This window comes from uncultured Campylobacter sp., assembly GCF_905372745.1.
Lineage (GTDB): Bacteria > Campylobacterota > Campylobacteria > Campylobacterales > Campylobacteraceae > Campylobacter_A.
Genome location: NZ_CAJPQR010000016.1, coordinates 20377 through 43759, shown reverse-complemented (window position 1 = coordinate 43759; position 23383 = coordinate 20377). Strand labels below are relative to the sequence as shown.

At 46.7% G+C, this 23383-nt stretch carries 22 protein-coding genes and 2 pseudogenes; 5 read left to right on the top strand and 19 right to left on the bottom strand.

Annotated elements, in window-relative coordinates; all coding sequences use genetic code 11:
• Positions 1 to 541 precede the first annotated feature (541 nt).
• The 6 genes and pseudogenes from QZ157_RS06190 to nspC form a co-directional block, all read right to left on the bottom strand.
• Positions 542 to 655: pseudogene (locus tag QZ157_RS06190) on the bottom strand (DUF711 domain-containing protein); the annotation flags it as partial.
• Between the two features lie 30 nt (positions 656 to 685).
• Positions 686 to 1315 carry an NAD(P)H-dependent oxidoreductase gene (locus QZ157_RS06185; protein WP_295143185.1) on the bottom strand — a complete coding sequence of 210 codons (630 nt, stop codon included), beginning with the start codon at positions 1313 to 1315 and terminating at the stop codon, positions 686 to 688.
• Between the two features lie 455 nt (positions 1316 to 1770).
• Complete coding sequence (selD, locus tag QZ157_RS06180) at positions 1771 to 2790, bottom strand: selenide, water dikinase SelD (RefSeq protein WP_295143188.1); 1020 nt, start codon at positions 2788 to 2790, stop codon at positions 1771 to 1773.
• Positions 2790 to 3389 (bottom strand): sulfurtransferase-like selenium metabolism protein YedF, encoded by a 600-nt coding sequence (gene yedF, locus QZ157_RS06175; RefSeq protein WP_295143183.1) that lies wholly within the window; start codon positions 3387 to 3389, stop codon positions 2790 to 2792. Before yedF ends, selD begins: the two co-directional genes overlap by 1 nt.
• Before the next feature lie 138 nt (positions 3390 to 3527).
• Positions 3528 to 4475: a formate dehydrogenase subunit gamma gene (locus tag QZ157_RS06170; protein ID WP_295143180.1), complete on the bottom strand. Its 948-nt coding sequence runs from the start codon at positions 4473 to 4475 to the stop codon at positions 3528 to 3530.
• A 446-nt stretch (positions 4476 to 4921) separates the two neighbouring features.
• Positions 4922 to 6061: a carboxynorspermidine decarboxylase gene (gene nspC / locus QZ157_RS06165; protein WP_295143177.1), complete on the bottom strand. Its 1140-nt coding sequence runs from the start codon at positions 6059 to 6061 to the stop codon at positions 4922 to 4924.
• A 91-nt stretch (positions 6062 to 6152) separates the two neighbouring features.
• Here nspC and QZ157_RS06160 point away from each other — a divergent pair, with 91 nt between their 5' ends.
• Entirely contained in the window at positions 6153 to 6374 is a 222-nt protein-coding gene (locus tag QZ157_RS06160; RefSeq protein WP_295143174.1) for a MoaD/ThiS family protein, read from the top strand.
• Position 6375: 1 nt separating this feature from the next.
• Positions 6376 to 6810, top strand: a complete 435-nt coding sequence (locus QZ157_RS06155; protein WP_122870920.1) for a molybdenum cofactor biosynthesis protein MoaE — start codon at positions 6376 to 6378, stop codon at positions 6808 to 6810.
• A gap of 459 nt (positions 6811 to 7269) precedes the next feature.
• Here QZ157_RS06155 and yedE read toward each other — a convergent pair.
• The 13 genes and pseudogenes from yedE to aroQ all read right to left on the bottom strand — a co-directional run bounded on the left by yedE (position 7270) and on the right by aroQ (position 19397).
• Positions 7270 to 8336 (bottom strand): annotated as a pseudogene (yedE, locus tag QZ157_RS10620) (YedE family putative selenium transporter).
• Positions 8337 to 8975: 639 nt separating this feature from the next.
• On the bottom strand, positions 8976 to 9992 hold the full coding sequence (mnmA, locus tag QZ157_RS06140; RefSeq protein ID WP_295143163.1) for a tRNA 2-thiouridine(34) synthase MnmA: 1017 nt from the start codon (positions 9990 to 9992) through the stop codon (positions 8976 to 8978).
• 559 nt (positions 9993 to 10551) lie between these two features.
• On the bottom strand, positions 10552 to 10731 hold the full coding sequence (locus QZ157_RS06135; RefSeq protein WP_295143161.1) for a hypothetical protein: 180 nt from the start codon (positions 10729 to 10731) through the stop codon (positions 10552 to 10554).
• A gap of 40 nt (positions 10732 to 10771) precedes the next feature.
• Complete coding sequence (locus QZ157_RS06130) at positions 10772 to 11368, bottom strand: TIGR00730 family Rossman fold protein (RefSeq protein WP_295143158.1); 597 nt, start codon at positions 11366 to 11368, stop codon at positions 10772 to 10774.
• Between the two features lie 391 nt (positions 11369 to 11759).
• Complete coding sequence (gene fliY, locus QZ157_RS06125; RefSeq protein ID WP_295143156.1) at positions 11760 to 12599, bottom strand: flagellar motor switch protein FliY; 840 nt, start codon at positions 12597 to 12599, stop codon at positions 11760 to 11762.
• Positions 12592 to 13692 (bottom strand): flagellar motor switch protein FliM, encoded by a 1101-nt coding sequence (fliM, locus tag QZ157_RS06120; protein ID WP_295143153.1) that lies wholly within the window; start codon positions 13690 to 13692, stop codon positions 12592 to 12594. The genes fliY and fliM overlap by 8 nt, the downstream gene beginning before the upstream one ends.
• The gene (locus QZ157_RS06115; RefSeq protein WP_295143149.1) at positions 13692 to 14387 is read right to left on the bottom strand and encodes an RNA polymerase sigma factor FliA; all 696 of its coding nucleotides are present in this window, start codon (positions 14385 to 14387) and stop codon (positions 13692 to 13694) included. The genes fliM and QZ157_RS06115 overlap by 1 nt, the downstream gene beginning before the upstream one ends.
• Positions 14371 to 14718 (bottom strand): hypothetical protein, encoded by a 348-nt coding sequence (locus tag QZ157_RS06110; RefSeq protein ID WP_295143146.1) that lies wholly within the window; start codon positions 14716 to 14718, stop codon positions 14371 to 14373. The genes QZ157_RS06115 and QZ157_RS06110 overlap by 17 nt, the downstream gene beginning before the upstream one ends.
• Before the next feature lie 16 nt (positions 14719 to 14734).
• Positions 14735 to 15601, bottom strand: coding sequence for a MinD/ParA family protein (locus tag QZ157_RS06105; protein ID WP_295143143.1), 867 nt, complete (start codon positions 15599 to 15601; stop codon positions 14735 to 14737).
• Complete coding sequence (gene flhF, locus QZ157_RS06100; protein WP_295143140.1) at positions 15598 to 16980, bottom strand: flagellar biosynthesis protein FlhF; 1383 nt, start codon at positions 16978 to 16980, stop codon at positions 15598 to 15600. The genes QZ157_RS06105 and flhF overlap by 4 nt, the downstream gene beginning before the upstream one ends.
• A 389-nt stretch (positions 16981 to 17369) precedes the next feature.
• Positions 17370 to 17873 carry a 2-amino-4-hydroxy-6-hydroxymethyldihydropteridine diphosphokinase gene (gene folK, locus QZ157_RS06095; RefSeq protein WP_295143137.1) on the bottom strand — a complete coding sequence of 168 codons (504 nt, stop codon included), beginning with the start codon at positions 17871 to 17873 and terminating at the stop codon, positions 17370 to 17372.
• Positions 17870 to 18895, bottom strand: coding sequence for an aminopeptidase P family protein (locus QZ157_RS06090; protein WP_295143134.1), 1026 nt, complete (start codon positions 18893 to 18895; stop codon positions 17870 to 17872). The genes folK and QZ157_RS06090 overlap by 4 nt, the downstream gene beginning before the upstream one ends.
• Positions 18896 to 18908: 13 nt before the next feature.
• On the bottom strand, positions 18909 to 19397 hold the full coding sequence (gene aroQ / locus QZ157_RS06085) for a type II 3-dehydroquinate dehydratase (protein ID WP_295143131.1): 489 nt from the start codon (positions 19395 to 19397) through the stop codon (positions 18909 to 18911).
• A 91-nt stretch (positions 19398 to 19488) separates the two neighbouring features.
• Between aroQ and QZ157_RS06080 the strand changes: the two genes are divergently transcribed.
• The 3 genes from QZ157_RS06080 (at position 19489) to sppA (ending at position 23383) form a co-directional block, all read left to right on the top strand.
• On the top strand, positions 19489 to 20718 hold the full coding sequence (locus QZ157_RS06080; RefSeq protein ID WP_295143129.1) for a metal-dependent hydrolase: 1230 nt from the start codon (positions 19489 to 19491) through the stop codon (positions 20716 to 20718).
• A gap of 61 nt (positions 20719 to 20779) precedes the next feature.
• Entirely contained in the window at positions 20780 to 22279 is a 1500-nt protein-coding gene (locus QZ157_RS06075) for a hypothetical protein (RefSeq protein ID WP_295143126.1), read from the top strand.
• A gap of 234 nt (positions 22280 to 22513) precedes the next feature.
• Complete coding sequence (gene sppA, locus QZ157_RS06070; RefSeq protein WP_295143124.1) at positions 22514 to 23383, top strand: signal peptide peptidase SppA; 870 nt, start codon at positions 22514 to 22516, stop codon at positions 23381 to 23383.

The following is a 23383-nucleotide window of genomic DNA, read 5'->3' as shown; positions in this document are numbered from 1 at the left end:
TAAGCCAAGATTAATCCGTTAGGATTGCGTTTGAGATTATAGCGTAATTATTTATAATTTTTAAGTAAGCGGATAAAGGGTCCGCGGAAATAGCCTAAAACAAGGGATAAAACATAGATAAATTTTTATCTAGCCAAAAAATCCTAAGTAAAATTTAAAAGCGAATTTGGAGATAAATTTAGGACCGGCTAAACCGGGATAAATTTAAAAACCGGGCTTAAATTTAACGCTATAGTAAATTTACGACGGTATGCGCAAAAAATGAAAAGGGGTAAATTTAAGCTGTAGGATTAGGCTGCGATAAAAAGCGGAGTTTAGCGGGTAAATTTAGATATAAGGCTGTAAAAATAAAAGGCTAGGCGAAGGATAAATTAACGTAAAAAAGCAAAGATTAAATTTAGGCTCTAAGCGTAAAACAAGAGTAAAGCCCGCCGTTTTTTACGGCCGGCTTTGTAAATTTAGCTTTTAAAGCGTTTCTTAAAGCTTTTCGTGCGGACTTTGTAAATTTAGTTTTTAAAACTTCTCTAGCGGGCTTTTAGATTTAGTTTTTAAAACTATGGATAGGAGCCGGTATCTGGCCGCCGCGGGCGATGAAGTCCGCCGATGAGTTTTTATTTACGCTCATCACGGGCGCGCTACCGAGCAGACCGCCGAACTAAATCGCTAACGGCCAAAAGCCGTAAAATCAGTAAATCCACTTTACGACGTCGTTTATCTCGCGGCGATACTTTTTAGGTTGAGGCTTTAGGCGGTAACCAAACGGCACTACGATGGCTACGCGATGTTTGCTCGTATCAAGACCCAAGATGCCGTTTAGCGCCGCCTCGTCAAAGCCCTCGATCGGGCAGCTATCGATGCCTAGGCTAGCTGCGGCCGTCATCATATTTGCAGCAGCTATGTAGCACTGCTTGCTCGACCAGTGATAGATTAGTTCGTCATCGCCGCCGAAACGTCCGCTTAGGAAATCTCCGTAAAACTTCTTCCTGTCGCCGATTATATCAGGAGCCTTGTCTTCGCGGCGCTCAATCATTTTTTCCACGTATTTACCGACACTTTTAACCTCTGCTACCTTAGCCAGGATAACTACCAAATGCGAGCAAGTCGTAATCTGAGGCTGATCCCACGAGACGGTGCGGATCTTTTGCCTTAGTTGCGGATTTTGCACGACGAGGAAATCCCACTGCTCTAGCCCCGTAGAACTCGGGCTTAGTCTGCCTGCTTCCAAGATAAAATCAAACTCGCCCGCGCTGATTTTTTTATTTTCGTCAAAAATCTTGCACGCGTGGCGAAATTTCATCGCTTCTAAAAAATTCATATTTTCTCCTTTTATTAAAGTCGGGTAATTATACGATTTTAGCCAGAAATTTAACTTAAACGAGAGTTTTTATGCTTTAACTTTAAGCGCTATGTAAATTTGATGCGGCGAGCAAGACCGTCCCGCGCCTAGCCAAAGGGGGCTTGAGCCTATTTAGATGCGGCAACTATTTTGCATTTATTGGGCTATTTGCGCCAAAGATATTTACGATTTTTAAATTAAATTTTAACTGATGCTGAATTTGGACGGCTTTTAGGCCAAATATGCAAAACCGGCATACGCGGCGGCAAATTTTAAGTAAATGATAAAAGTAACGATTGCTCGGTTTGGCGCCGTTTTTGCGATTTACGCGCTAGATAGCCGAGTATATTTGACGATGTTTTAAACATGACTTAAGAAACTAGATTTTTAAACTAAAGGCTTACCGGATAAGCCGACAAAATTTGTCGTAAACGCTAAATCAAATTTATCCCAAACTCCGTCTTTGCCGTAGCTGCACCCACTACGGCGCTGTTTTCGTAACCGGCGTCCTTTAGGCGAGATAGAGCCGAATTTGCCTCGCTTTGCGGTACCGCTAGCAGTAATCCGCCTGAAGTCTGCGCGTCGTAAAGCAAGATATCGGCCTCGACGCTAACGAATTTACTCGCAAATTCGCGGTTTTTATAGCTGCCCTCGGGGATGATGCCCATATCTGCAAACTCGCGCGCGACCGCTATCACGGGTACGTTACCCGCGTAAATTTCAAAGCTGATTTTATCGTTTAGCATTTCGCTTAGATGTCCTAAAAATCCAAATCCCGTAACGTCGGTCGCCGCCGTTACGTTGATACCTTTTAGCGCGTCCACGGCATAAAAATTTAGCTGCCGCATCGTCTCTACCGCCTGCTTTATCTGCACCGAATTTAGTAGATCGGCCTTTATTGCCGTGCTTAAAACGCCAGTTCCTAGCGGCTTTGTGAGTATAAGCACGTCGCCCTCGCGCGCGGAGTTATTAGACCAAAAGGAGTTTGGCGAAACGACGCCCGTGACACTAAGACCGTAATACATCTGCTGCGTCTCTATCGTGTGTCCGCCTACGATCACGCCGCCGCACTCGGCGACCTTATCCCGTCCGCCGCGCAAAATTTCGCCCAAAATTTCGCCGCTTAGGTTGCAACTGTCAAACCCGACGATATTTAGCGCGTTTAGCACCCGTCCGCCCATCGCAAACACGTCGCTTAGGCTGTTTGCGGCCGCGATCTGGCCGAATATAAACGGATCGTCTACCACCGGTGTGATAAAGTCTAGCGTCTGCACGAGCGCGATATCGTTCGTGATCTTAAACACGCTCGCATCCTCGTTCGTGCCGATGTTTGAGAGCAAATTCGGGTGAGCTAAATTTAAATCGCCGATAGTTTTGTGTAGACCCGACGGGTCAAGCTTGGCCGCTCAACCCGCCGCTTTGACGAATTTGGTTAGACGTTTGTCGTTGTAAATCATAGTTTGATTTGCTCGTGAGAAGTTAAAATTTGCATGATTTCATAGGCATTTGATATCTCTCCGACGCTTAAATCGCCGACGAGTTTATACGCCTCCAAGCAGCTGCCGCAGCTTAAAATTTTAACGCCCGCAGCCTCTAAATCCTTAAGCGGTTTAAAGCCCGCATGCGCGCGGTTCGTAGTCATTTTAACGGCGTTATTTACGCAGATTACGTATTCGGGTTTATTTTCTACCTGCAAAAGCGCTCCTAAAAATTTAGCCAGCAAATTAACGCCCACGTCGCCGCTACCGGCGCGCTCTTCATTTAGATAAAGGGCTGTTTTTTTGGCCTTTGGAGTGATCTCGCAGACGAATTCGTCAAAATTTGCTAGCTCAAGCTTTGTTTCGCCCTTAACGGCGGTGATTTTTGTCTCGGCGCCGTTTTGTTCTACGCTAAATTCGACGTTTTGATTTTTTAAAAAACGACTAATGTTTTCTTTTGGAGCGATAGAATTTACTAAAATCTCGAGTCTTTCGCCGACTTTTAGGCTCTCGAGCGTATTTTTTGTCCTGATGACGGGTTCCGGACAAGCCAAATTTCTACAATCGATTTGCATTGATTTTTCCTTAAATTTATTACTCTTCAACCTGAAGTCTAGGGGGAATTTTATCTAAAAGATTTTAAATTTTGTATAAAAAGGCGGATTTCAGCCTAGGCTTTAAAATAAAAAAGGAGAAAAACTTCTCCTTTTTTATTATTTTAATTTCGCGTAAGTTTTTTCGTATTCAGATACGGGTATTTTGTTTTTAGAGATGAGTTCCTGATACCAGTAGTGGTGAAGCACGTAAACTTCTTCCTCTTCTTTATATCCCGTTACCATCGACCAGATAGCGCCGTGTATCGCGATAGCCGCCATATATATGTGTACTAGGAAAAATACGGCGCAAACTATGCCGAGTACATTGTGAATTAGCGCAGAAGCTCTTAAAACTTCGATTTGCGATACGCCTAGCCAAGTAGCGACGTCAGGCGTTTTAAAATCCAAAAAGAACATCGCTGCGCCGGTTAATATCATCACGATACCGCCGGGGATAGCAACCCAGTACCATGCTTTTTGACCGGCGTTAAATTTACCTGCAGGCACCGGTCGCTTAACCTTTGAAAGATACCCGCCTACAATAAGCATCCATCTGATGTCGTAGATCGTCGGTAGCATTCTTTTCGTCCAAGCTATCAGCATCGGCAGTACGGATACCGCAAATATAATAGTAGCTAACCCGTGGATGTTTTTACAAAATCTAACGAAAGCCCCGCCGCCAAGCTCCGCGCCCCACATCATGATGATACCGGTCGGTACCAGCACTATCCACGAGATCGCGGCTAGTCCGTGAGCGACGCGCTCTATTACGCTAAATGCATAGACTTTGTTCCCGTCGTGGCTAAAATGCTTTGGCCCGATAATCAAAAAATGCAAAGCAAATGCCCCAATCACGGCTAAAATCAGTGACAAAACGGCTATAGCGAAGTAGTCGTTACCCTGAATAAACGTAAAAATCGGTCCCAAACCGTCTTCGTAAGGCTTGATGTTTTCGATTCTACCGGCAGCCCAGACATTGCTCTGGTATTGGTTCGTGCTAGGACTCGCCTCGATAGCGAAGACCCAACAGGCGACAACCGAAAGCAAACTCAAAATTCTCGTCATGCTATCTCCCTTGTTTTTGTTTGTCCGCTCAAAGCCGCACGTAATTCGGCATCCAGCCAAAAGCTAAATTTCGCGGATTTTCGTGAAATTATATCAAAAAATAGCGTAATGCAAGCTTAGCGCCGAAACGCCGCTTTTTTAGGCTGTTACGGCGTATTTTTATCAAAATCGGGGGCAAATTTATAATCAGCCATATTAATTCATTTATATAAGCTAGATTTTATTTATCTTAAATTTAACTTCGTTTGGGATTAAATTTGCGACAAATTCGGCGGCTGATAGGCTAAATTTTAAATTTAGCGCTAAAAAGGTGCAGATTTATGAGGCCCGCACGCCAGGAGCAAGTCAAATAAAAGATCTCCGCAAAATTTGATAAATTTACAGCCCAAACGGCGCCGTAAAATATCAAATTTACACCCCAAAGGACGCAGTTCCCGGCATCAAATTTAGTTTCGCCTCTCGTATTCTTCAAAGCCGAATTCCCGCACGGTTACAAGCTCGCCGTTTTCTTTTAAAAGTAGCAAATCAGGCAGCTTTATGCCGTTAAAGGTCGTGTTTTTCACGATCGTGTAGTGGATCTGGTCCTCAAATATCACCTTATCGCTCACGCTTAGCGGCGCGTCGAATTTATACTCCGGCTCGCCCGCGTCAAGCCCCACGATATCGCCTGCTAGACAGGTATTTCCGCCGAAACGGTAGCTAAATTTACCGCCCTTGCTCTCGCCTCGCACCGCCGGTCGGTAGGGCATCAGCACGGTGTCTGGCATATGCGCCTCGGCCGAGACGTCTAGGATCGCTATGGTTTTTTCGTTTTGTACGAAATCAAGCACCGAAGCGGCTAAAAATCCCGTCTGCCAGCCCACCGCTTCACCGGGCTCTATGTAGACCTCGACGCCGTATTTTGCGCGGAAGTTTTTGATCAAATTTATGAGCAGATCCACGTCGTAGCCCTCTTTTGTTACGTGATGTCCGCCGCCGAAATTTACCCACTTCATACGCGGGATAAACTCGCCGAATTTCTCCTCAAACGCCATGAGCACGGTTTCCAGACTCTGCGCGCTCTCCTCGCAAAGCGCGTGAAAATGCAGTCCCGTAATGCCATCAAGCGCGTGAGCATCGAAATTTGCGCGAGTGATGCCTAGACGGCTATACCTGCCGCACGGGTTATAAGCGTCAGTCGGCGCGACGGAGAGCTCCGGATTTACTCGAAGCCCGCAGGTAACGCCCGCGGCTAGGGCTTTTTGCTTAAATTTCGTCCACTGCGCAAAGGAGTTAAAAACCACGTGTTTTGAGAGCGCTAGCACCTCATCTATGTCCTCGTCTTTAAACGCCGGCGAATACGTATGGATCTCGCCTCGAGCGTATTTTGCGGCAAATTTAGCCTCGTGCAGGCCGCTGCATGTCGCGCCGTCTAGATATTCGCCGACAAGCCCCATCACGCCGCTAAATGCAAAACCTTTTAGGGCGACTAGCACCTTCGCGCCGCTTTCATCCTTGACGCGTTTTAAAATTTCTAGATTCCCACGCACCTTGGCCTCTTCGCAGACGTAGGCGGGCGTTTTTATTTTGCTTAATATTTCGTTCATTACGGCTCTTTCGTTTAAAATTTGGCGTAAGTATATCTAAATATTTTTTTAAGTAAAATCAAGAAAAAAATTTAATTTCAAAGGCGAATTTATGGTAGAAATCGAGTTTTTAGGCCCAATAAAGATGCATAATTTAAAGCTAGAAGCGGCAAATTTAAGCGAAGTAAAAGAAAAACTAGGCGAATACGCGCAGCTTAAAGAGTGGCTAAAAATCTGCGCCGTCGCCGTAAACGACGAGATCGCAAGCTCTCTTGACGCGCCGCTAAAAGACGGGGATAAAATTTCCATTTTACCGCCGGTTTGCGGAGGTTAATATGCAGATTTTTGAAGGAAGCCTCGACGCCAAAGCGATCACGAATGCATGGTACGACGAGTTTAAGGACAAAAACTGCGGCGCGCTCATCACGTTTACGGGCATCGTGCGCGAGGAAGGCGGCATAAGCGCGCTTAGCTTTGATATCTACGAGCCGATCCTGCGCAAATGGCTAGCGGGCTGGGAGCAAAAGGCGAAGGATCTGGGCGCATACGTGCTTTTTGCACATTCTCGCGGAGACGTGCCGGTGCACGAGAGCTCCTACGTCGCAGGCGTGGTAAGCCCTCAAAGAAAGGTCGCCTTGCGCCTGATAAACGAGTTTGTAGAGGACTTTAAGGCTAATGCGCCGATCTGGAAATACGACGTCGTGGGAGGCGAGCGCATCTACGCAAAAGAGCGCAGCCAAGCGATCAAAGGCGCCGGACTTTTAGGCTAAATTTACTTGACTCGGCTTTGATATGCGCGCTGAGCAAATTTGACTGCTTTTTAGATAAAAGTTTTATTTCTTGCGGGCTAGACCATGATGTTTAGCCCGCTTTTACTCCCCGATCGCTATCAAATTTTGCAAATTCCAGCTCGCTTTTTATATAAATCAAATTTGAAAATTCGGCATTTCGTTCTTTGCTCGCCCAGACCCGCGCCGCGAAAATGTCAAATTTACAAATTTAGTAAGATGCAGGGCAAATATTCAAGACATAATAGGCGTAGTTTAGCCTTAAAATTTTAACCCGTGAGGGCGCGTATATGAAATACGTAACCGAAACGGGTTTAAAATTTTAAAGCCTCCTCGTAGCGAAGTATCGTAACGAGCGCTTTGCGCAAAGTTAAAAATCCGTTCGTCCGCAGCGAAGCGATTAGCGGTTGCGAGACGAAGTCAAAGCAAAATTATGGGGAATCAAGCAGCTTTTTTGTGAAAAAATCCCACATAAACCGCAAAAACAAACCCCATCGCCACCGCCCACGGAGCCGCAGCCGTTATGGCGCTCGGAGAGCTAGCGAGCAAGAAGTTATGCGCTACGGCCGCGCCCGCCGCCATACCGATGACGAAGATTACCGAGCTTAGATTGCCCGTGCCCATTTGCACGAGATGCTTGCCCGGGCAGCCTTCGCTAAGGCTAAAGCAAAGCCCTGCTAGCGTCATGCTAAGGAAGTTCCAAAGCACGTCGTTGTGCGCGATAGGCTGGCCTTCAAAGCTAAATTTATACTGTCCAAGCGCTAAATTTACGATGCTGGCAAAAACGATGATGCTGATGATCCCCGTAAACATCGAGAAGTCACCTTTAAAAAGCCTGCCAAACGCCCCTACGCTGCAAAATTTGCTTTTGTGCATTAGCGCGCCCAGGGCGACGCTAAAACCAAGCGAGATCAGGATAGGAGCGTGCATGGAGCCCGGACCTTTTGCGGAGCTAAAAAGCGCGCCGTTTTCGCCGAGCTTTAGTCCAAACGCAAGCGCAGCAAGCAGCAAAATACCCATAACCGTCGGCAAAACGCCTATCGCGGCCTGAGTTTTAGTCTCGTGCGTGAGACCGTAGCCGAGCTTTTTGAAAAATACGCCCGCGCACATGCCCGCAAAATACCGACGACTCCAGCAACCGCCGTCATATCGCCGCCGCCAAGACGCAAAAACGCTCTCCACGGGCAGCCTAAAGACACGAGGCAGCCGATCATCGCGAAAAATCCTAGAAAAAAGCGCACGAAAGGCGACGAACCCGTGGTCGCGATAAACTCCTTCGTCCAAAACACGCTGGCTAAAAAGCCGCACAAAATAAGCCAGGTGGTCTCCGGGCGCACGTACTGAAGGGCACCCGCGCGGTGAAAGCCTAGCGCCCCTGCCGTATCGCACAAAAAGCAAGCTGCGCAAATGCTCATGTTGCCGGGGTTGCCGAAATACACAAGTAGCGCGCTTAAAGCGCCGAGCGCCGAGCCTGAAACGATAAACCATTTTGAGTTTGAAAAATTTATGAAGCGTCCTTTGAAAAGGTAAAATCGACCCGATTTCTTAAGTTATATTTTATTTATCTTAAAATAAAGGATTAATCAAAATCGACGAAATTTTTAAAATCCTAGATCATAAGATGCACGCATATAGATTTAAATTTGATAAAAATTGATCAAAAGGCCGCGCCTGTCAAATTTATATCAAAGGAAGCCTTTAACATAATAAACCGCTAAATTTATCGCCGTAAGATTACCTTGATAAATAATTATAACTAAATTTTAAATATCAGATTTAGTAAAGAAATTTAGCGTTAGGATTAAAAACGATTTGCTGACGACGATTTATTTTTCTAGTTTTTTGTAGCAAAATGAGCTTGTTTTAATGTTTGCGTAGCCACGTACCTCTGCTGCCGCGGACATTTACAATTTGACAATCTCGCAAAAGCCGTAAATGGGCAAAGCAAAGACGCCTGTCTTTTTATTTTTACGACTTACGTTACCCAAATTGCGACGACGGTTTTTTAAGGACGCAAAATTTACCCTGACTCGCGGATATTTTATAAGCAAATGGGGTCTGATTAAATTTAGCGGCCAAATTTGCAAAAGCGCGCAAAAACTAAATTTATACCCGCTCTTGCATAATCTAGCCGGTTTACGTATCGTTTATAGGATAAATCCGCTACCTATAACCAACTCGCCTCTATAAAATACCGCGAGCTGACCGCTAGCCACGCCAAACGCGCTCTGTTTTAGCTCGACCTCGGCCGTGCCGCCACCCAGCACTTTTACGTGCGCATTTAGCCCGATGCTGCGGTAGCGAACCTTCACGTCGCAGTCAAACTCGCTCTCGTCTATGAATAAATTTAGGCTATTTACCGCTATCTTACCGCGCTCAAGCTCCTCTTTGCTGCCCACGACGATGCGGTTATTTGCCGCGTCGATAGCGAGCACGAAATGCGGCTCGTGCGCCCCAAATACCTCAAATCCGCGCCTCTTGCCGATCGTGTAGCGCATGTAGCCGTTGTGCCGCCCGATCACTCGCCCAGAGCTATCGACCACGTCGCCGGGTAGATCCGTCTCGTAGTGCTTGTTTAGCACCTCGATATAGGTGTCCTCGACGAAGCAAATCTCGCTGCTCTCGGCCTGCTCGCCGTACTCGCGAAAGCTCGGTAGAGACTTTGCCAGCTCTTTTATATCTTTTTTAAATTTATCCCCGAGCGGGAAAATCATATCGGCGATTATCTCTTTTGGCACCTGCGCTACGAAGTAGCTCTGGTCTTTGCTAGGATCGGCGGCAACTCTGATAAAGCCGTCTTGCACTCGGATATAGTGGCCGGTGGCGAGCTTTTCGCAGCCGATACTTTTAGCGAATTTTAGCAGCTCGCCGAATTTTATAAAGTGGTTGCAAAGCGCGCAGGGATTTGGCGTCTTGCCCTCTTTATAGGAGCTAACAAACGGCGTATAGACGTATCTGTCAAACTGCTCTTGCAAATCAAGCACGTGATAGGGGATGCCCAGATACCCGCACGCGCGGGCGACTTTATCGATATTTTTTTCATGATATCCGGGCTTTTTGTGTAGCTTCATATAGCAGCCCACGACCTCGTGACCCGCTTCTAGCAGCATTTTGGCGCTCATGGTGGAGTCGACGCCGCCGCTCATGGCCATTAAAATTTTCATTTTTCTTTCCTTTGTGGGGCAAGCGCGCCTCGCGAGCGCCTTTAAACGAGCTTGAAATTTTTGATCTGCGGCAGGCTGCATGCCTAGCCTTGACGCAAAAATTTCCGCGCAACGCTTAAATTCATCTCGCGATTCATCGCTTGCGTTTTTTGTAAAAATATTTTCAAATTTACAAATCTCGCCTTAGCCCCACAATAAGACAATTTCATATAAATTTGACGCGATTATATAAAAAATAGCTTAATACGCTATAAATTTGCGAGCCAAGGGTGGCGCGGCATTTAGCTTTCGCGCATTGCCGGCTCTAGATTTTACGCGCCGAAACACGGCAACGCAGGATTTGCAAACGGCGAGATGTAGTCAAATTTACCGAATTTTGCGTAAAAAGCAGACATTGTGGGTGGAGAAAATTTATAAATTTAAACAGTGTGCTTGGAGCGTAAATTTAAAATATTTGCTTACTAAAATGCAGGCGGGCTAAATTTGCAAAAATCAAAATTTAACGCCGTGCGCTAGATAAATGCAACCGGCAAATTTACCGACCGAATTTAACTAACCCTCAAGCCTTGTAGTATTTTAGAGCTTTAAATTTTCGCGTACCGTATGCGCCATCGTAGCGGCAGTTAAAATCAGCAGTGGACGCGAGCAGCGTCAAATTTGAGAGCGACACGGCCGCAAATAGCGATAAAAACGAGGCAAAAAGCGCAATAGCAGCCCCGTCTCGCATCCCGTCAAGCATCGCCAAATCCTTAAAATTAGTAAAATTTTAGCACGCTAATTTAGTTTAATATCCCCAAAATTTCATCCCTTACGGCGTCCAGATCGTCGCTGATCGTATAAAGCGACAAATCCTCCTTGCTGACGGCTTTTTCGCGTATCAGCGTGGTTTTGATAAAATCGTCAAGCTTGCTCCAAAACTCGCTTCCGATGAGGAAAATTTTAGCTTTTTTGGCGCCGATTTGCGCGAGTACTAGGATCTCAAATAGCTCGTCAAGCGTCCCAAAACCGCCCGGAAACACCAAAAATGCGCTTGAACGCTCGATAAGAGCGAATTTACGTGCGGATAGGTTGGAAAAAATAAAGCTCGTCGTGGCGTATTTGTTCGTCACTTGCTCAAACGGAAGCACAATATTTAGCCCGACGGACGGACTTTTGCCGCTCTCGTACGCGCCCTTGTTCACCGCCTCCATCACGCCGGGTCCTCCGCCGCTAATCACGGCAAAGCCGCCGTCGGCAAGCTCTTTTGCGAGGCTAAAAGCCATTTTGCAGTATTTGCTATTTTCGTCAAATCTAGCCGAGCCGAAAAACGTAACGCTCGGGTTTTTGTATGTCATAAAATCCCTAAATTTAGCCAAATCGTTTAAGATTTCATCCATCGTCTCTCTTTTTAGTTTAAATTTACGCGCTAGAGCTGCAAATAGCGGCTAAATTTACCACGCGAATCTAAAAGCAATGATAGCCAAAACGGATTTAAAAATAGATGACGCGCGATTAAATTCAAGATAAATTTAAGTATATTTTAAATTTGTAAAACCGCTAAGACGGTTTAAATTTAGCCGAATTTATCAAAGGTTTTGGTACCAAACGGCGAAAAATCCGCCAAAACCCGCAAAACCGTCGCCTTAGCTTTTAGCGCGTAAATTTATTCTCCGGTTTATAAAAATAGGCTCGCTCGTAAATTTAGCCTACGCCGCGATTTTGCTCTAAATTCGGCCAGACCGCGGCTTGATTTTAAATGCCTTTAGAAAAATTCGCTCAAATTTAGCCCTAACGCAGCTGCTCTAGGCGCTCTTTTTTAGTACCGATTTGAGTGATCTGGATACCGAAGTTGCCGTCTACGATGACCACTTCCCCAAGAGCTATGACTTTGTCGCTGATTAAAATTTCAAGCGGGTCGTTTGCTAGCTGATTTAGCTCGATGACCGAGCCTATATCCATCGTGAGTACGTCTTTTAGCAACATCTTTTTTGAGCCGATACGCACGCGAATAGGCAAACGAACGTCCATAATCAGCCCGATATTTCGCATCTCGTCCGCGCTTAGCTCGCTTTTTGGCGCGTGAGAAGGCGAGGCGGCGGCCGCTTCTTTTTGGTCTTTGCTAAAAAATTTAACGAACGAAAAGTCCGCTATCATCGCGATTTGCTCGTCTAAATCGGCGATTTTAACCGGATAGATGTATACTTTTTCATACGCGCTAAGGTCTAAAATCGCGTTTTCGTCGAGAAAATTTACTTTCGCGATTTCAAAACTGAGCTTTGGCATACCTTTTTGCGCGCCAAGGCTCGTAGAAAACGCGCCCAGGATATTTGAGAACACCTCTTTTGCCGCATCTAGCTCATCTTCGCTTAAATTTTCGTTGCGAGATATCTCCTCCTCGCCAAGCATCCACTCGCTTACCGCGCTTACTAGCACGGGCGTAACCGCTAGCATTATCTTTGCGTTTATGTCGCCGCTTACGCTCACGTTAGCCACGGCTAGAGGAGGTTTGATGCCTTCTTGCCCTGGGGCATCGTATTCGTTTCTCTCGCCCACTCCGGGCGTCTTGCCGGTCAGTCCTTCGATCGTAGCTTTTATCTCGTTTGCGAAAATTTTAAAAAATTCATTCATCTCGTTCGTCCTCGTCTAGTATATTTTCTTCGTTTTCGTCGTCTTGGTCGTAGCTCATGAGCTTAGCCTTACGCTCTTCTTCGTATTTTTCCAAGATATTTTTGATCTCGTCTTTATCGCTTCTGATGAGCTCTTCTATGCGGATAGATTTTCTAAATCTATGCAGCCCGACTTCAGCCAAAAATACCTCTTTTTTATCTATCGTGACGATAGCTTTATCGTTTGCGGAGCGGTCAAGGCGCAATATATCGCCCTCTTTTAAATTTAAAAATTCATTCACGCTCACGATGCTTTCGCCTAGTATCGCCTCGTATAACACTTCTGCGCGTCCGATTAGCGTTTTTAGCTCTTTGTTTCTGCTCTTTTTCGCGCTCGTTTCGCCTAGCATTATATCGCGATTAGCTAGGCGGCTCAAAATCGGCTCTAGATAGATAACCGGATAGCAGATATTTATCATACCGCTTGAGTTACCTACTATGATCTCCATAACGACCATTATCACGATCTCGTTTTGGCTGACGATTTGCACGACGTTTGGACTGCTTTCTTTTGCCTCTACGTTTGGATACATATCAGTCACCGTAGCCCAGCTTTCCTTTAGGCGCTGCATTATCATCCTTAGGATCGCGTCGAGCAAATTTATCTCTATATCGGTTAGCTCTCTGCTAGTCTCAAAGCCCTCGCCGTTGCCGCCTAGCAAGCGATCTATCATAGGAAATGCGATGCTTGGGTTTATTTCTAAAACGCAGTTGCCGTCAAGCGGCTTGATAGAAAAAACGTTAAAGCTAGTGGGACTTGGCAAACTCATCAAAAACTCGCCGTAAGTCATCTGATCGACGCTATGCAGACGAATTTCTACGATGCTACGCATAACGCTTGAGATTTGAGAGGCTAAATTTCGCGCTAGCTTGTCGTGAATGCCCTTTATCGCGCGTAGTTGCTCTTTGCTGACGCGATTTGGGCGCTTGAAATCATAGATTATTACTTGACGTTGTTCTTCTTTGCCGCCTTCGCCTATAGACTCGCTCGCCTCCTCGTCGTCTACGACTTCGAGTAACGCATCGATCTCTTCTTGACTTAAAATATCCGCCATTATTTACCTTCGAGTTTCTTTCTTATTTTTTCCATTAAACGCTTATGTATCTGAGAGATGCGCCCCTCTGATATCTGCAAGATCTCGCCGATCTCTTTTAGACTCAGCTCCTCATAATAATAAAGCTGGACAATGAGCTGGTCACGCTCCTCGAACTCGTTTAAAATTTGAGTTATCTTTTCTATCAGATCTTCTCTCTCAACTCTCTCAAACGTATTTTCCTCGCTCATAAGCTCCATCTGATCGTCGATGCTAAGCACGCCGACGACGGCGCTTACGTTCCTAGCCTCTCTTATCTTTTCCACGCTTTCTTCAAGCATAGCGGCTAGATACTCGTCCTCAGGTTCGCGCTCGAATTTATTAAAGTATTCGTTCACTAATGCATCGATATTTTTAACCAAAGTACGATCTGCGCGACTAACCACGTCAAGTCCGCGTAAAAAATCAAGCATAGCGCCGTAAACTCGTTTTTGTGCATATCCCCAAAACGAGTCGTTTCGCTCTTTGTCGTATTTACGAGACAGCCTAACCATCTCCTCAAGCCCGGCGCCCATTAGATCGCTAACGTCGATATGAGACGGCAGTCGCTCCTTTAATCTAAACGCCATAGCTCTAAGCGCCGGCGTATAAGCTAGCACGATATCGTCTTGTTCTTTTTTTATCGTTTGAGCGTAGGGATTAGGCTGCTTTTGCATTGCTTTCGTCGCCCCTACCCAAGGTCTGCTTTATTAGGACGCGTTCGCTGCCAAGCTGACCCAAAATAGTATCCATGCGCTTTTCTCTAAGTCCAAGCTCTGAGACTAGATAATCGGAACGCTTTTCGTATTCGTCCTTATCAAAAGGCTTTTTAAGCGTGATATCGACATAGTTTATGATAATGATATGGATCAAAAGATGAAAAAAAAGCGTGATAGCGAAAGTATACATAATCATCTCCAAAGGCTCGTTAAGCTTTAGCGCCGAGAAAACCACGCCGGCAAAAAATCCGCAAACCGTAAAAAACGCTATAAAATTTTCAGCTCTCAAAATCAAATCCTAAAATTTAAATTTGTTCCAGCAAACGCCTAGAAAACGCGCTAAAACTGCTTATCGTACCCGTATCAAGCACTTTTTGTTCCAATTTTTTAAGAAGCCTTGATGCTATCTGTTTCATCTGCTCGCTAGCAGGACCCGTCTCGTTATCGTCGGTAAAAAGCGTGCGGTATTTTATACTCCTAGATACGTCCTTATCCTCGCTGATATAGCCTAAAAATTCGAGCCTCGGAGCATCTTTGATATTTGCTTCCGCTACTTTTTTGATATGCTCGAAAATTCTAGCAGCCTCTTTTTCGTTTCTTACCATATTAAAAACCATTAAAAAATCGTCTTTTTGCTTAGCCGTCATTTTAATCACGGCGTAAGCATCGGTTATAGCTGCGGGATCGGGCATCGTAACTACTATTATCTCGTCGGCGGCTTCTAGGAAAAAGTCGTTATTTTTGCCTATACCGGCTCCCGTATCTATGATTACGAAGTCAAGCTCGTCCAGACTGCGCGACTCGTCAAAAAACCGTTCGTATAAAAATTGATTGTTAAATTTAAGTATATCTGCGCCATTTTCGCCAGGAATAAGCGTTAAATTCGGCTTTATCTCGATCAAAATATCTTTTAGGGAACACTCGCCTTTTAATACGTGCAACAAATTTTTTCCTGCGCGCACGTTTAAGATAACGTCAAGATTAGCCAGGCCGATATCTGCGTCAAAAAGCGCGACCTTGTAGCCGCTTTTAGCTAGGACGTTGCCTAAATTTGCGCTTATCGTGCTTTTACCCACCCCGCCCTTTCCGCTCGTTACGGCTATAAATTTAGTATTTTTAGCCCTAGTTCTGGCGCTTACCATATCTTGTAGCTTTTGGGCTTGGTTATTCATTTTTTGTCCTTATTAAAGCCCTGCAATACGCAATCGACCAAAAATTCGCTCCTAGCGGCCATTATATCGTCTGGCACCTCTTGACCTAGGCACAAAAAGCTAACGGGCTTACCAGTTTCGTAAACTAGCGAAAATACGTTACCGAAAATCTTCGTCTCGTCAAATTTGGTAAAAATAAAAGTATCCACGTCAAGGAAGCTAAAGCTATTATAAACCTCTAGCAAATCCTCGACCTTAGATCCGGCCGAAAGCACTAAATTTACGTCTATTTCCGCATCGCTACGCTTTAAAAAAGTCTCTAGCCTAGCCAGCTTTTCCTTATCGTATTGCGAGCTGCCGGTGGTGTCTATCAAGATCACGTCGCAGTGATTTAGTTGCTTTAGCGCATTTTTAAAATCATCGGCCTCTATGACGTCAAGTATCGGTAGCTTCATCATTTTAGCGTATTGAAATAGCTGCTCGACCGCCCCGATACGATACGTATCAAGCGTTATTATGCCGGTTTTTGCCCTCTTGCCCTCGCCGTAGGCAAAACGCGCTGCAAGCTTTGCTAGCGTCGTAGTTTTACCTACTCCGGTCGGTCCTACCAGCATCATTATCTTTTGTTTACCGTCAAATTCGTCGCTCCTACAAGGCAGCATCTTTCGTAGCAGCGAGCTAAAATACCTTTTTACCGCAGTCGGACTGGCCTTCATCTGAGGCGGGACGTTTTCTACGGTTATTTTCATTATCTGCTCTAGATGCTCGTCCTTCATCCCGCTATTTTTAGCTTCTTTATAAATTTCAGCAAACTCGGGCGGTATGGCGATATGGTTTCTAGCCGCGGTCTTCTCCTCCCAAAACATATTTGCGATCAAATTTATCTTTTCGCTTAGCGCGCTTACTTGCTTAGAGACTTCGTCTATTTTTTTGTCGTAGTTTTGCTCCTGGCGCACGGGCGGCGAGTCTAGGTTTGCGATTTGGCTTATTTCTTTGGCCGCTCTTGATATATTTAGTAGTATATCTTCGCCGCTTTGAGGAGCGTCGCTAGGCTCTATCTTGGCGGGCTGGATACTAACCGGTTTAGCCGCAGGCGGAGTTTGCGACAAAAAAAACTCTTCGCCGGAGGCTACTTTTTGCGCTTTTTTGGGCGGTTTTTGCGCATCCAAAAACTCCTCGTAGGCCTTTAAATTTTGTTTTTGAGACTGGCGTTTTTTAGGTTCTGCCGCAGGGTCTTCTTCGACGCTTACTAAAATTTCGTAAAGCGGCTTTTTGTTTATCGTCTTTGGCTGAATTTGCTTTGTGGTTACCAAAATCGCCCTTTCGCCGCACTCGTCTTGCGCCTTTTTGAGAGCCTCCATACTGCTCTCGCCGGTAAACGTGTAAAATTTCGTCGCCAATTTCTCTCCTTCGTCCCAGTTACGTTTTATCGTCCGAGCCGCCTTTTTCGGACTGATTTCATCTTAGCTTTCGCGGTTTTGTTTTACGCTTATTAGCTTTTTTAAATTTATCCGCAAAGCCAAACCTAACTTATAATTCGCTAAACCTCAAAACCCTAAATTTTAACGCCTACGCGCAAGCAGTTTTCGTTCCGAGGTTTCGCCTGTTTTCATGCTTTGCAGCTAAACTTAGTTTAGCTCGTATTTGACGTCGCGGTTATTGTGCCGATAAAAATTTAAACGAAAATTCGCCGATTTATTTTTATCGCTAAAAAGGGCGGCCAAATTTCGCTTAGTTTATAAATTCGCTCAAAACAGGGCCCGCAAACGTAAAGATTAAAATCCCGAATTTAGCAAATTCTAATCCCGCAAGCATAAACGCGCTTCATCGTCCCAAGCGGCAAAATCACGCTAGCCCTGCTTTGCGCGCCCGGATGCGGTAGCGCCAGCCGCGCGTCGTTTCTGTTTCGTCCGCTAAAATACAAAATATCTATATCAAGCGTTCTAGGCGCGTTTTTAAAGCTTCGCACGCGCCCAAAACGCCTCTCTAAATTTGCCGTTATTTTTAAAATTTGCCTCGCGGCAAGGCTCGTTTGTACGAGCGTTACGGCGTTTGTGAAATCAGCCTGCTCCTTAAACCCAAACGCCTCGTTGATGAGGAGGGTTGAGTTTTCGACGACGTGAAACCTGCTGTCTTTGCTTAGCTTAAAATGCAACCGATTAAAACGCTTTTTCACGTCGCCGATATTGCCTCCGAGCCCCAAAATAACGCTATTTTTAAAACCGGGTTTAAAATCAAAAACCTTCGGGAAAAAGAGGCATTTGCTAAAGCGCCTCGCCCCCGCTACTCTCATAAAATTTCAGCCCCGTTTTTGCGCACGACCACGACGTCCTCGATGCGCACGCCAAATTCGCCGGGCAGATAGATCCCAGGCTCCACGCTAAAAACCATCCCCTCTTTTAGCACGGTCTCTCCGCGCTTTGAGATGAACGGAAGCTCGTGGATATCGACTCCCACGCCGTGTCCGGTGCTGTGAAAAAACGCTTCGCCGTAGCCCTGAGCAGCGATAAAATCCCTAGCCGCCGCGTCGATCTCGCTCGCCTTTTTGCCTGGCATAACCGCCGCGATAGCAAGAGCTTGCGCCTCTTTTACGATTTCGTAAATTTCTTGGCGTTTGGCGTTTTTAAAATTTTGCTCTTTGCCGAAGTTAAAATTTTCGTCAAAGCACGCCGTGCGCGTCCTATCCGAGCAGTAGCGATTAAATTTAACCCCCGCGTCAAGCAGGAGCAAGTCGCCCTGCCGCAAACTCTTTTTACCGGGCAATGCGTGCGCCTTTGCGGCGTTTTCGTTGATCGCGACGATAGGCGAAAAGCCAAGCGCGAGCTCGCCCTTTTTCTTAAAGATGAGCTCGGCGTTAAAAAATAGCTCCTCTTCGCTCATGCCTTCGCCGTTTTCGCGCACGAACGTGGCAAATTCGTCAAACCTCTGGGCGCCTAGCTGCGCTGCTTGCTTTAAAATTTTTATCTCGTCTTCGGTTTTTACTATGCGCGAAATTTGCGAAAAATTCGCCCGCGCCTTAAATCTTATCCCAAGCCCCTTACTTAGCGCTTCCCACTCGCCCGCGCTAAAATCGTACGGGTTATACGCAAGCTCCTTTACACCCATTTTTCGCAAAAACAGCCGCGCGTCTTTTATCAAATTTCGCTCAACCTCGATCACTTCGGTATCTTGGCAAAGCTCGCGCGCCTCGATGCTATAACGCGCATCGGTGAGGAAAAATTTGCGTCCGCCGAGGCTTAAAAATATCGCGTTGTCGCAGCTGTATCCGCACTCGTAAAATACGGCGTTTTCGTCCTTTAGGATAAAATTTTTCAAATTTTGCCTCGTTTTACTCCGCTTTTTCGCCCGCTCTCGCGGCTTTCATGGCTTTTATCTGCTCGAAAATTTGCAGCATCGCAATCATGGCCAGGTGGTAGCCCACAGGCCCAAAGCCCACGATCTGTCCCGCGGTTACCGGCGCTATGAGGCTTTTTTGGCGGAATTCTTCGCGGCGGTGGATGTTGCTGATATGCACCTCGATGACAGGAAGTCCGACGGCTGCGATAGCGTCGCGGATCGCGATAGATGTGTGCGTGTAGGCGGCTGGGTTTATGATGATGCCGTCAAATTCGCCGAAGCACTCTTGGATCTTATCCACCAGCTCGCCCTCGAAATTGCTCTGAAAAAACTCGATCTCTATATCGTTTTGCTCGGCAAAAAGCTTCATCTGCCCGTGAATATCCTCCATCTTCATCGAGCCGTAGACATCGGTCTCGCGCGTGCCTAGCATGTTGATATTCGGGCCTTGGATGACCATTAGTTTAGATTTTGTTTCCATTTTTAGCCTTTTAAAAGATTTAAATTTAGCCTTGATTATACATTTTTTAAGCTAAATTTTCGCTACAATCACGAAAAATAGGAGCTTAAAAATGATCATCGTTAAACCGAAATTTATAATGCCGTGCGACAAAAATTTTACCGTTTTAGAGGACGCGGCGGTCGCCTTTGATGAGCGTATCAAGGCCGTTGGCGAGGCCGAGGAACTGCGAAAAAAATACCCTAACGCGCAGTTTTTCGAGTATCCTGACGCCGTTTTGGCACCTGCTTTCATCAACCCGCACGTGCATCTGGAGTTTAGCGCGAACAAAACCAGCCTTGTTTACGGCGACTTTTTAGAGTGGCTAAGCTCCGTTATCGCCTCTCGCGGCGCGCTCTCGCAGGCGGCAAACGATAACCTCATCGCCTCTGCGATAAAAACCATGCAGCGTAGCGGCGTGGCGAGCTTCGGAGCGGTTTCTAGCTTTGGCGGGGATTTAGACGCCTGCGCGAACTGTGGCGGCAGGGTCGTGTTTTTTAACGAAATTTTAGGTACGAATGAAGCTGCGTTAGAGCAAAATTTGGCAAATTTCACCGCCCGATTTGAAGCGTCGCTAGAGCGCAAAAGTCCGCTTTTTACGCCTGCGGTTTCGGTGCATTCGCCCTACTCTACGCACCCTGATTTAGCCGCTGCGGCGCTAAATTTAGCCCGCGAGCGAGAGCTAGTCGTCTCGACTCATTTTATGGAGAGCGAGCATGAAAAAAGCTGGCTAGAAGGCGGCTCGGGCGGCTTTAAAGAGTGGCTGGGTAAATTTAACCCCGCCGCGCGTCCGCTTTATACGCCAAGCTCGTTTGTAGCGATGTTTGCAGGCGTTCGCACGCTCTTTACGCACTGCGTTTGGTCGGATGATTTTTCGGGCTTTGACCGCGAGCTTCACAGCCTCACGCACTGTGCGGTTTCAAACAGGCTGCTTAGCAAACGCACGCTAAATTTGCGCGCCGCTCTGGACGTGGGAGCAAACATAAACATCGGCACGGACGGGCTTAGCTCAAATATCAGCCTAAATTTTCTTGACGAGCTACGGGCGAATTTACTCATTCACGCCGATTTTGATCCGCTAGATCTTGCTAAAATTTTACTTCTAGCATCGACAAAAAACGCGGCAAAGGCGCTAAATTTAGACGCAGGCGAGATAAAAGAGGGCAAGCTGGCCGACCTCGCGCTCTACGACGGTTTTGCAGACGCCGACGCGACGCAGCTACCGCTCATGCTCATTTTGCACGCGGGGGGCTGCGAGCGGCTATTCGTCGGCGGCGCGGAAGTAGATTTAAAGCAAATTTAGCGGCGATTTAAACTAGCCGCCGCGCTAAAGGCACGCCGCAAGGCAAATTTAAAGGAGAAAAATGGAAACTAAAATCGGCGACATCTTTGCCGTAAGATTAAAAAGAAAGGGCGTTTATTTCGTCGCGCAAATCCTTAGCGACGGCGATGAGACGGGGCGTTTCGCGGTCGTTTTAGACCTATTTACGAAGGAGCCGCCCAGCCTAAAAGAAGCGGCAAAGCTAAAGCCGTTTTACTTTGGTCATCACTTTTGGGAGCGCGAGGAATTTTATCTAAGCGCGGATGAAATTTTAGACGCCGAGCCCGTTTTTATCGGCAATGCCGCGCCCATTTGCAAGTCGCCCAGACAAGCAAGCCTGCAAAATACGGAGCAAATTTGCATGCAGCTTGCGTGGAACGAGCTGCCAAAGGATATCAGGGATAAATTTAAGTCCGCGAGCAAGCAAAAACTTGAAATAAGGCAACTGCAAGACCGCAAATTTTACGCCGAGTTTGCACGGCAAAATCCGTTTTGCTACGAGATAAAAAGCGAAATTTGGGATGAAAATTTAAAAGATTTTTTAGAATCAACGCCGATGATAACCAATATAGAGCTAAGCTGCGCCGCAAAAAGCCTAGATATCTCGCGCACGTACGTACAAGAACTAACCCTAGATACTAGCGGCATACAGGATGTTTTGCTAAACGACTCGCTGTATAGGCTCACGCTAAAGGGCGACGCCTCGCGGCTAAAAAGCGTGCGCTGCCCCTTTGACGGCGAGCTTTTAGGCATCCAGCTAGAGCTAAAGGGCGGCGGATTTTGCGTTAGCGGGCTTGAAGAGTTGCGCGAACTACGGATATTTTCGCAGCGCGGCGAGTGCGTCGATCTAGCGGATGTTGCGGCGAGTTTTCCGAATTTACGCGAAATTTTCATAAATGCGCAGGGCGGTACGCTAAAAAATATCGACGCGCTTGCTAATCTCAAACGACTCCAAGCTATGCGGCTTAGAGAAGTTTACGGATTTGAGAGTTTTCCGGCGAGGGAACGGCTGCCGCATTTAAGGCGTCTTTGGCTACGGTCGGTTCCAAAAACGGTCTGCGAGGCGGCAAAAAGGGAGTTTAAAGACATAGAGGACATTGAAATCAAACAGCCTCGAAGCGATCAGTGGCTGGAGGCGAATTTAAACAATCCGTTACGCGGCTGGGACGGCAGAGAGGGCGTAAGCGCGGCGGCGTCCAAAAAGGCGATGAAAGCCTACGCAGACGCGCACAAAACGCTAAGCGCGATTAAAGCAGAGCCTGTTAGCAAAGAGCTGGAGACGGCGAGCAAAAACGCAAAAGCACAAACTAGCAAAAAGGCGGCGAGGGCGGGTAAATTTGATACAGCTAGCGCAGGTAGCGCGGCGGCGCGGGATAAAGTTTTAAAAGATTTTATCTCCGTTTTTAATGCAGTAGGCGCGGGGCGGGGCATCGACACCATGGAGCGCGAGGAGATATGGGAGGCGTTTTGCAAGCTTTGCGAACTAGCCGCGGTAAGCGAAAAAGACCGAGAAAAAATCTGGGAAACAAACGCAGAGTTTTGATCTTCGCTTGCTTTGAAAACTAAGTCCGCAAAAACCAAAGCGCCGAATTTAACCGCCTTTTTCAAATTCGGCACGAAAATTCCTTGCTTTTAATCTGCAAATTCGCGCCCCTAAATCACCGCCCAAATGCCAATCTAAAACCGACAAAAAATTTACCGTAAAACGCGCGCTAGCTAAATTTATAAATTTAAATGGTAAAATGCGCCCCGATTTTAAATGAATTAAAGGAAAAAAATGGGATTTTTAAGGTTTATTTTCACGCCGATCGCGGCGATTTTTAGGTTTATAAACACCTATTTTAAGGCGATGCTCTTTTTACTCATCGTCTTTTTGATATTTTTTAGCGGCAAGGGCGAAAACGTAAATCCGCCCAACCTAACCCAGATAAATCTATCGGGCGCGATAATGGACGCAGGCGAAGCGCTAGAAAAGATCGAGGCCGCGCGCAAGGACGGCGACATCAAGGGTGTGCTGCTTTATATCGACAGCCCGGGCGGCGCGCTGGCGCCTAGCGTCGAGCTGCACACGGCGATCAAAAATCTACGCGCCGCAAAGCCAGTGGTTGCGTATGCGGGCGGGTCGATGACTAGCGGTAGCTACTACGCGGGTGCGGGCGCAAACAAAATTTTGGCAAATCCTGGCGCGTTTATCGGATCGATCGGCGTGATAATGCAAGGCGCGGATGCTAGCGAGCTAGCGGCTAAAATCGGCGTCTCGCAGCAAATCGTAAAAGCGGGCGAGTATAAAGAGGCGGGGACGTTTCTGCGCCCGTGGAGCAAGATCGAGCGCGAGCAACTGCAAGAGCTCGTAAACGCCAGCTACGAGATGTTCGTAAGCGACGTGGCGGCGGATAGAAATCTAGACGCGAACAAAAGCAAAGAGTGGGCGAACGCGCGGGTATTTCTCGCTAGAGACGCCGCAAAGCTCGGACTCATCGACGAGGTGAGCGATTATTATTCAGCGCGCGCCGAGCTAGAAAAGCTAAGCGGTGTGGCCGAGCCCGTCTGGGCAAAGCCGTCCGTCTACGAAAAAGCGATGCAAAAATTTATAAATCAAGGCACAAACTCGCTAATCTCGGCGTTTTTTGAGGCTAAGGCAAGGTAA

What these genes read in the sequence shown, in the direction of transcription:
- QZ157_RS06160 (WP_295143174.1), top strand. Translation starts at nt 6,153, where the DNA reads ATGGTAGAAATCGAGTTTTTAGGCCCAATAAAGATGCATAATTTAAAG.
- fliM (WP_295143153.1), bottom strand. Translation starts at nt 13,692, where the DNA reads ATGGCGGATATTTTAAGTCAAGAAGAGATCGATGCGTTACTCGAAGTC.
- aroQ (WP_295143131.1), bottom strand. Translation starts at nt 19,397, where the DNA reads ATGGAAACAAAATCTAAACTAATGGTCATCCAAGGCCCGAATATCAAC.
- QZ157_RS06130 (WP_295143158.1), bottom strand. Translation starts at nt 11,368, where the DNA reads ATGGATGAAATCTTAAACGATTTGGCTAAATTTAGGGATTTTATGACA.
- mnmA (WP_295143163.1), bottom strand. Translation starts at nt 9,992, where the DNA reads ATGAAAATTTTAATGGCCATGAGCGGCGGCGTCGACTCCACCATGAGC.
- QZ157_RS06170 (WP_295143180.1), bottom strand. Translation starts at nt 4,475, where the DNA reads ATGACGAGAATTTTGAGTTTGCTTTCGGTTGTCGCCTGTTGGGTCTTC.
- QZ157_RS06135 (WP_295143161.1), bottom strand. Translation starts at nt 10,731, where the DNA reads ATGCTTGACGGGATGCGAGACGGGGCTGCTATTGCGCTTTTTGCCTCG.
- folK (WP_295143137.1), bottom strand. Translation starts at nt 17,873, where the DNA reads ATGAGAGTAGCGGGGGCGAGGCGCTTTAGCAAATGCCTCTTTTTCCCG.
- QZ157_RS06115 (WP_295143149.1), bottom strand. Translation starts at nt 14,387, where the DNA reads ATGCAAAAGCAGCCTAATCCCTACGCTCAAACGATAAAAAAAGAACAA.
- QZ157_RS06185 (WP_295143185.1), bottom strand. Translation starts at nt 1,315, where the DNA reads ATGAATTTTTTAGAAGCGATGAAATTTCGCCACGCGTGCAAGATTTTT.
- QZ157_RS06075 (WP_295143126.1), top strand. Translation starts at nt 20,780, where the DNA reads ATGGAAACTAAAATCGGCGACATCTTTGCCGTAAGATTAAAAAGAAAG.
- sppA (WP_295143124.1), top strand. Translation starts at nt 22,514, where the DNA reads ATGGGATTTTTAAGGTTTATTTTCACGCCGATCGCGGCGATTTTTAGG.
- yedF (WP_295143183.1), bottom strand. Translation starts at nt 3,389, where the DNA reads ATGCAAATCGATTGTAGAAATTTGGCTTGTCCGGAACCCGTCATCAGG.
- QZ157_RS06105 (WP_295143143.1), bottom strand. Translation starts at nt 15,601, where the DNA reads ATGAATAACCAAGCCCAAAAGCTACAAGATATGGTAAGCGCCAGAACT.
- nspC (WP_295143177.1), bottom strand. Translation starts at nt 6,061, where the DNA reads ATGAACGAAATATTAAGCAAAATAAAAACGCCCGCCTACGTCTGCGAA.
- fliY (WP_295143156.1), bottom strand. Translation starts at nt 12,599, where the DNA reads ATGAATGAATTTTTTAAAATTTTCGCAAACGAGATAAAAGCTACGATC.
- QZ157_RS06080 (WP_295143129.1), top strand. Translation starts at nt 19,489, where the DNA reads ATGATCATCGTTAAACCGAAATTTATAATGCCGTGCGACAAAAATTTT.
- QZ157_RS06155 (WP_122870920.1), top strand. Translation starts at nt 6,376, where the DNA reads ATGCAGATTTTTGAAGGAAGCCTCGACGCCAAAGCGATCACGAATGCA.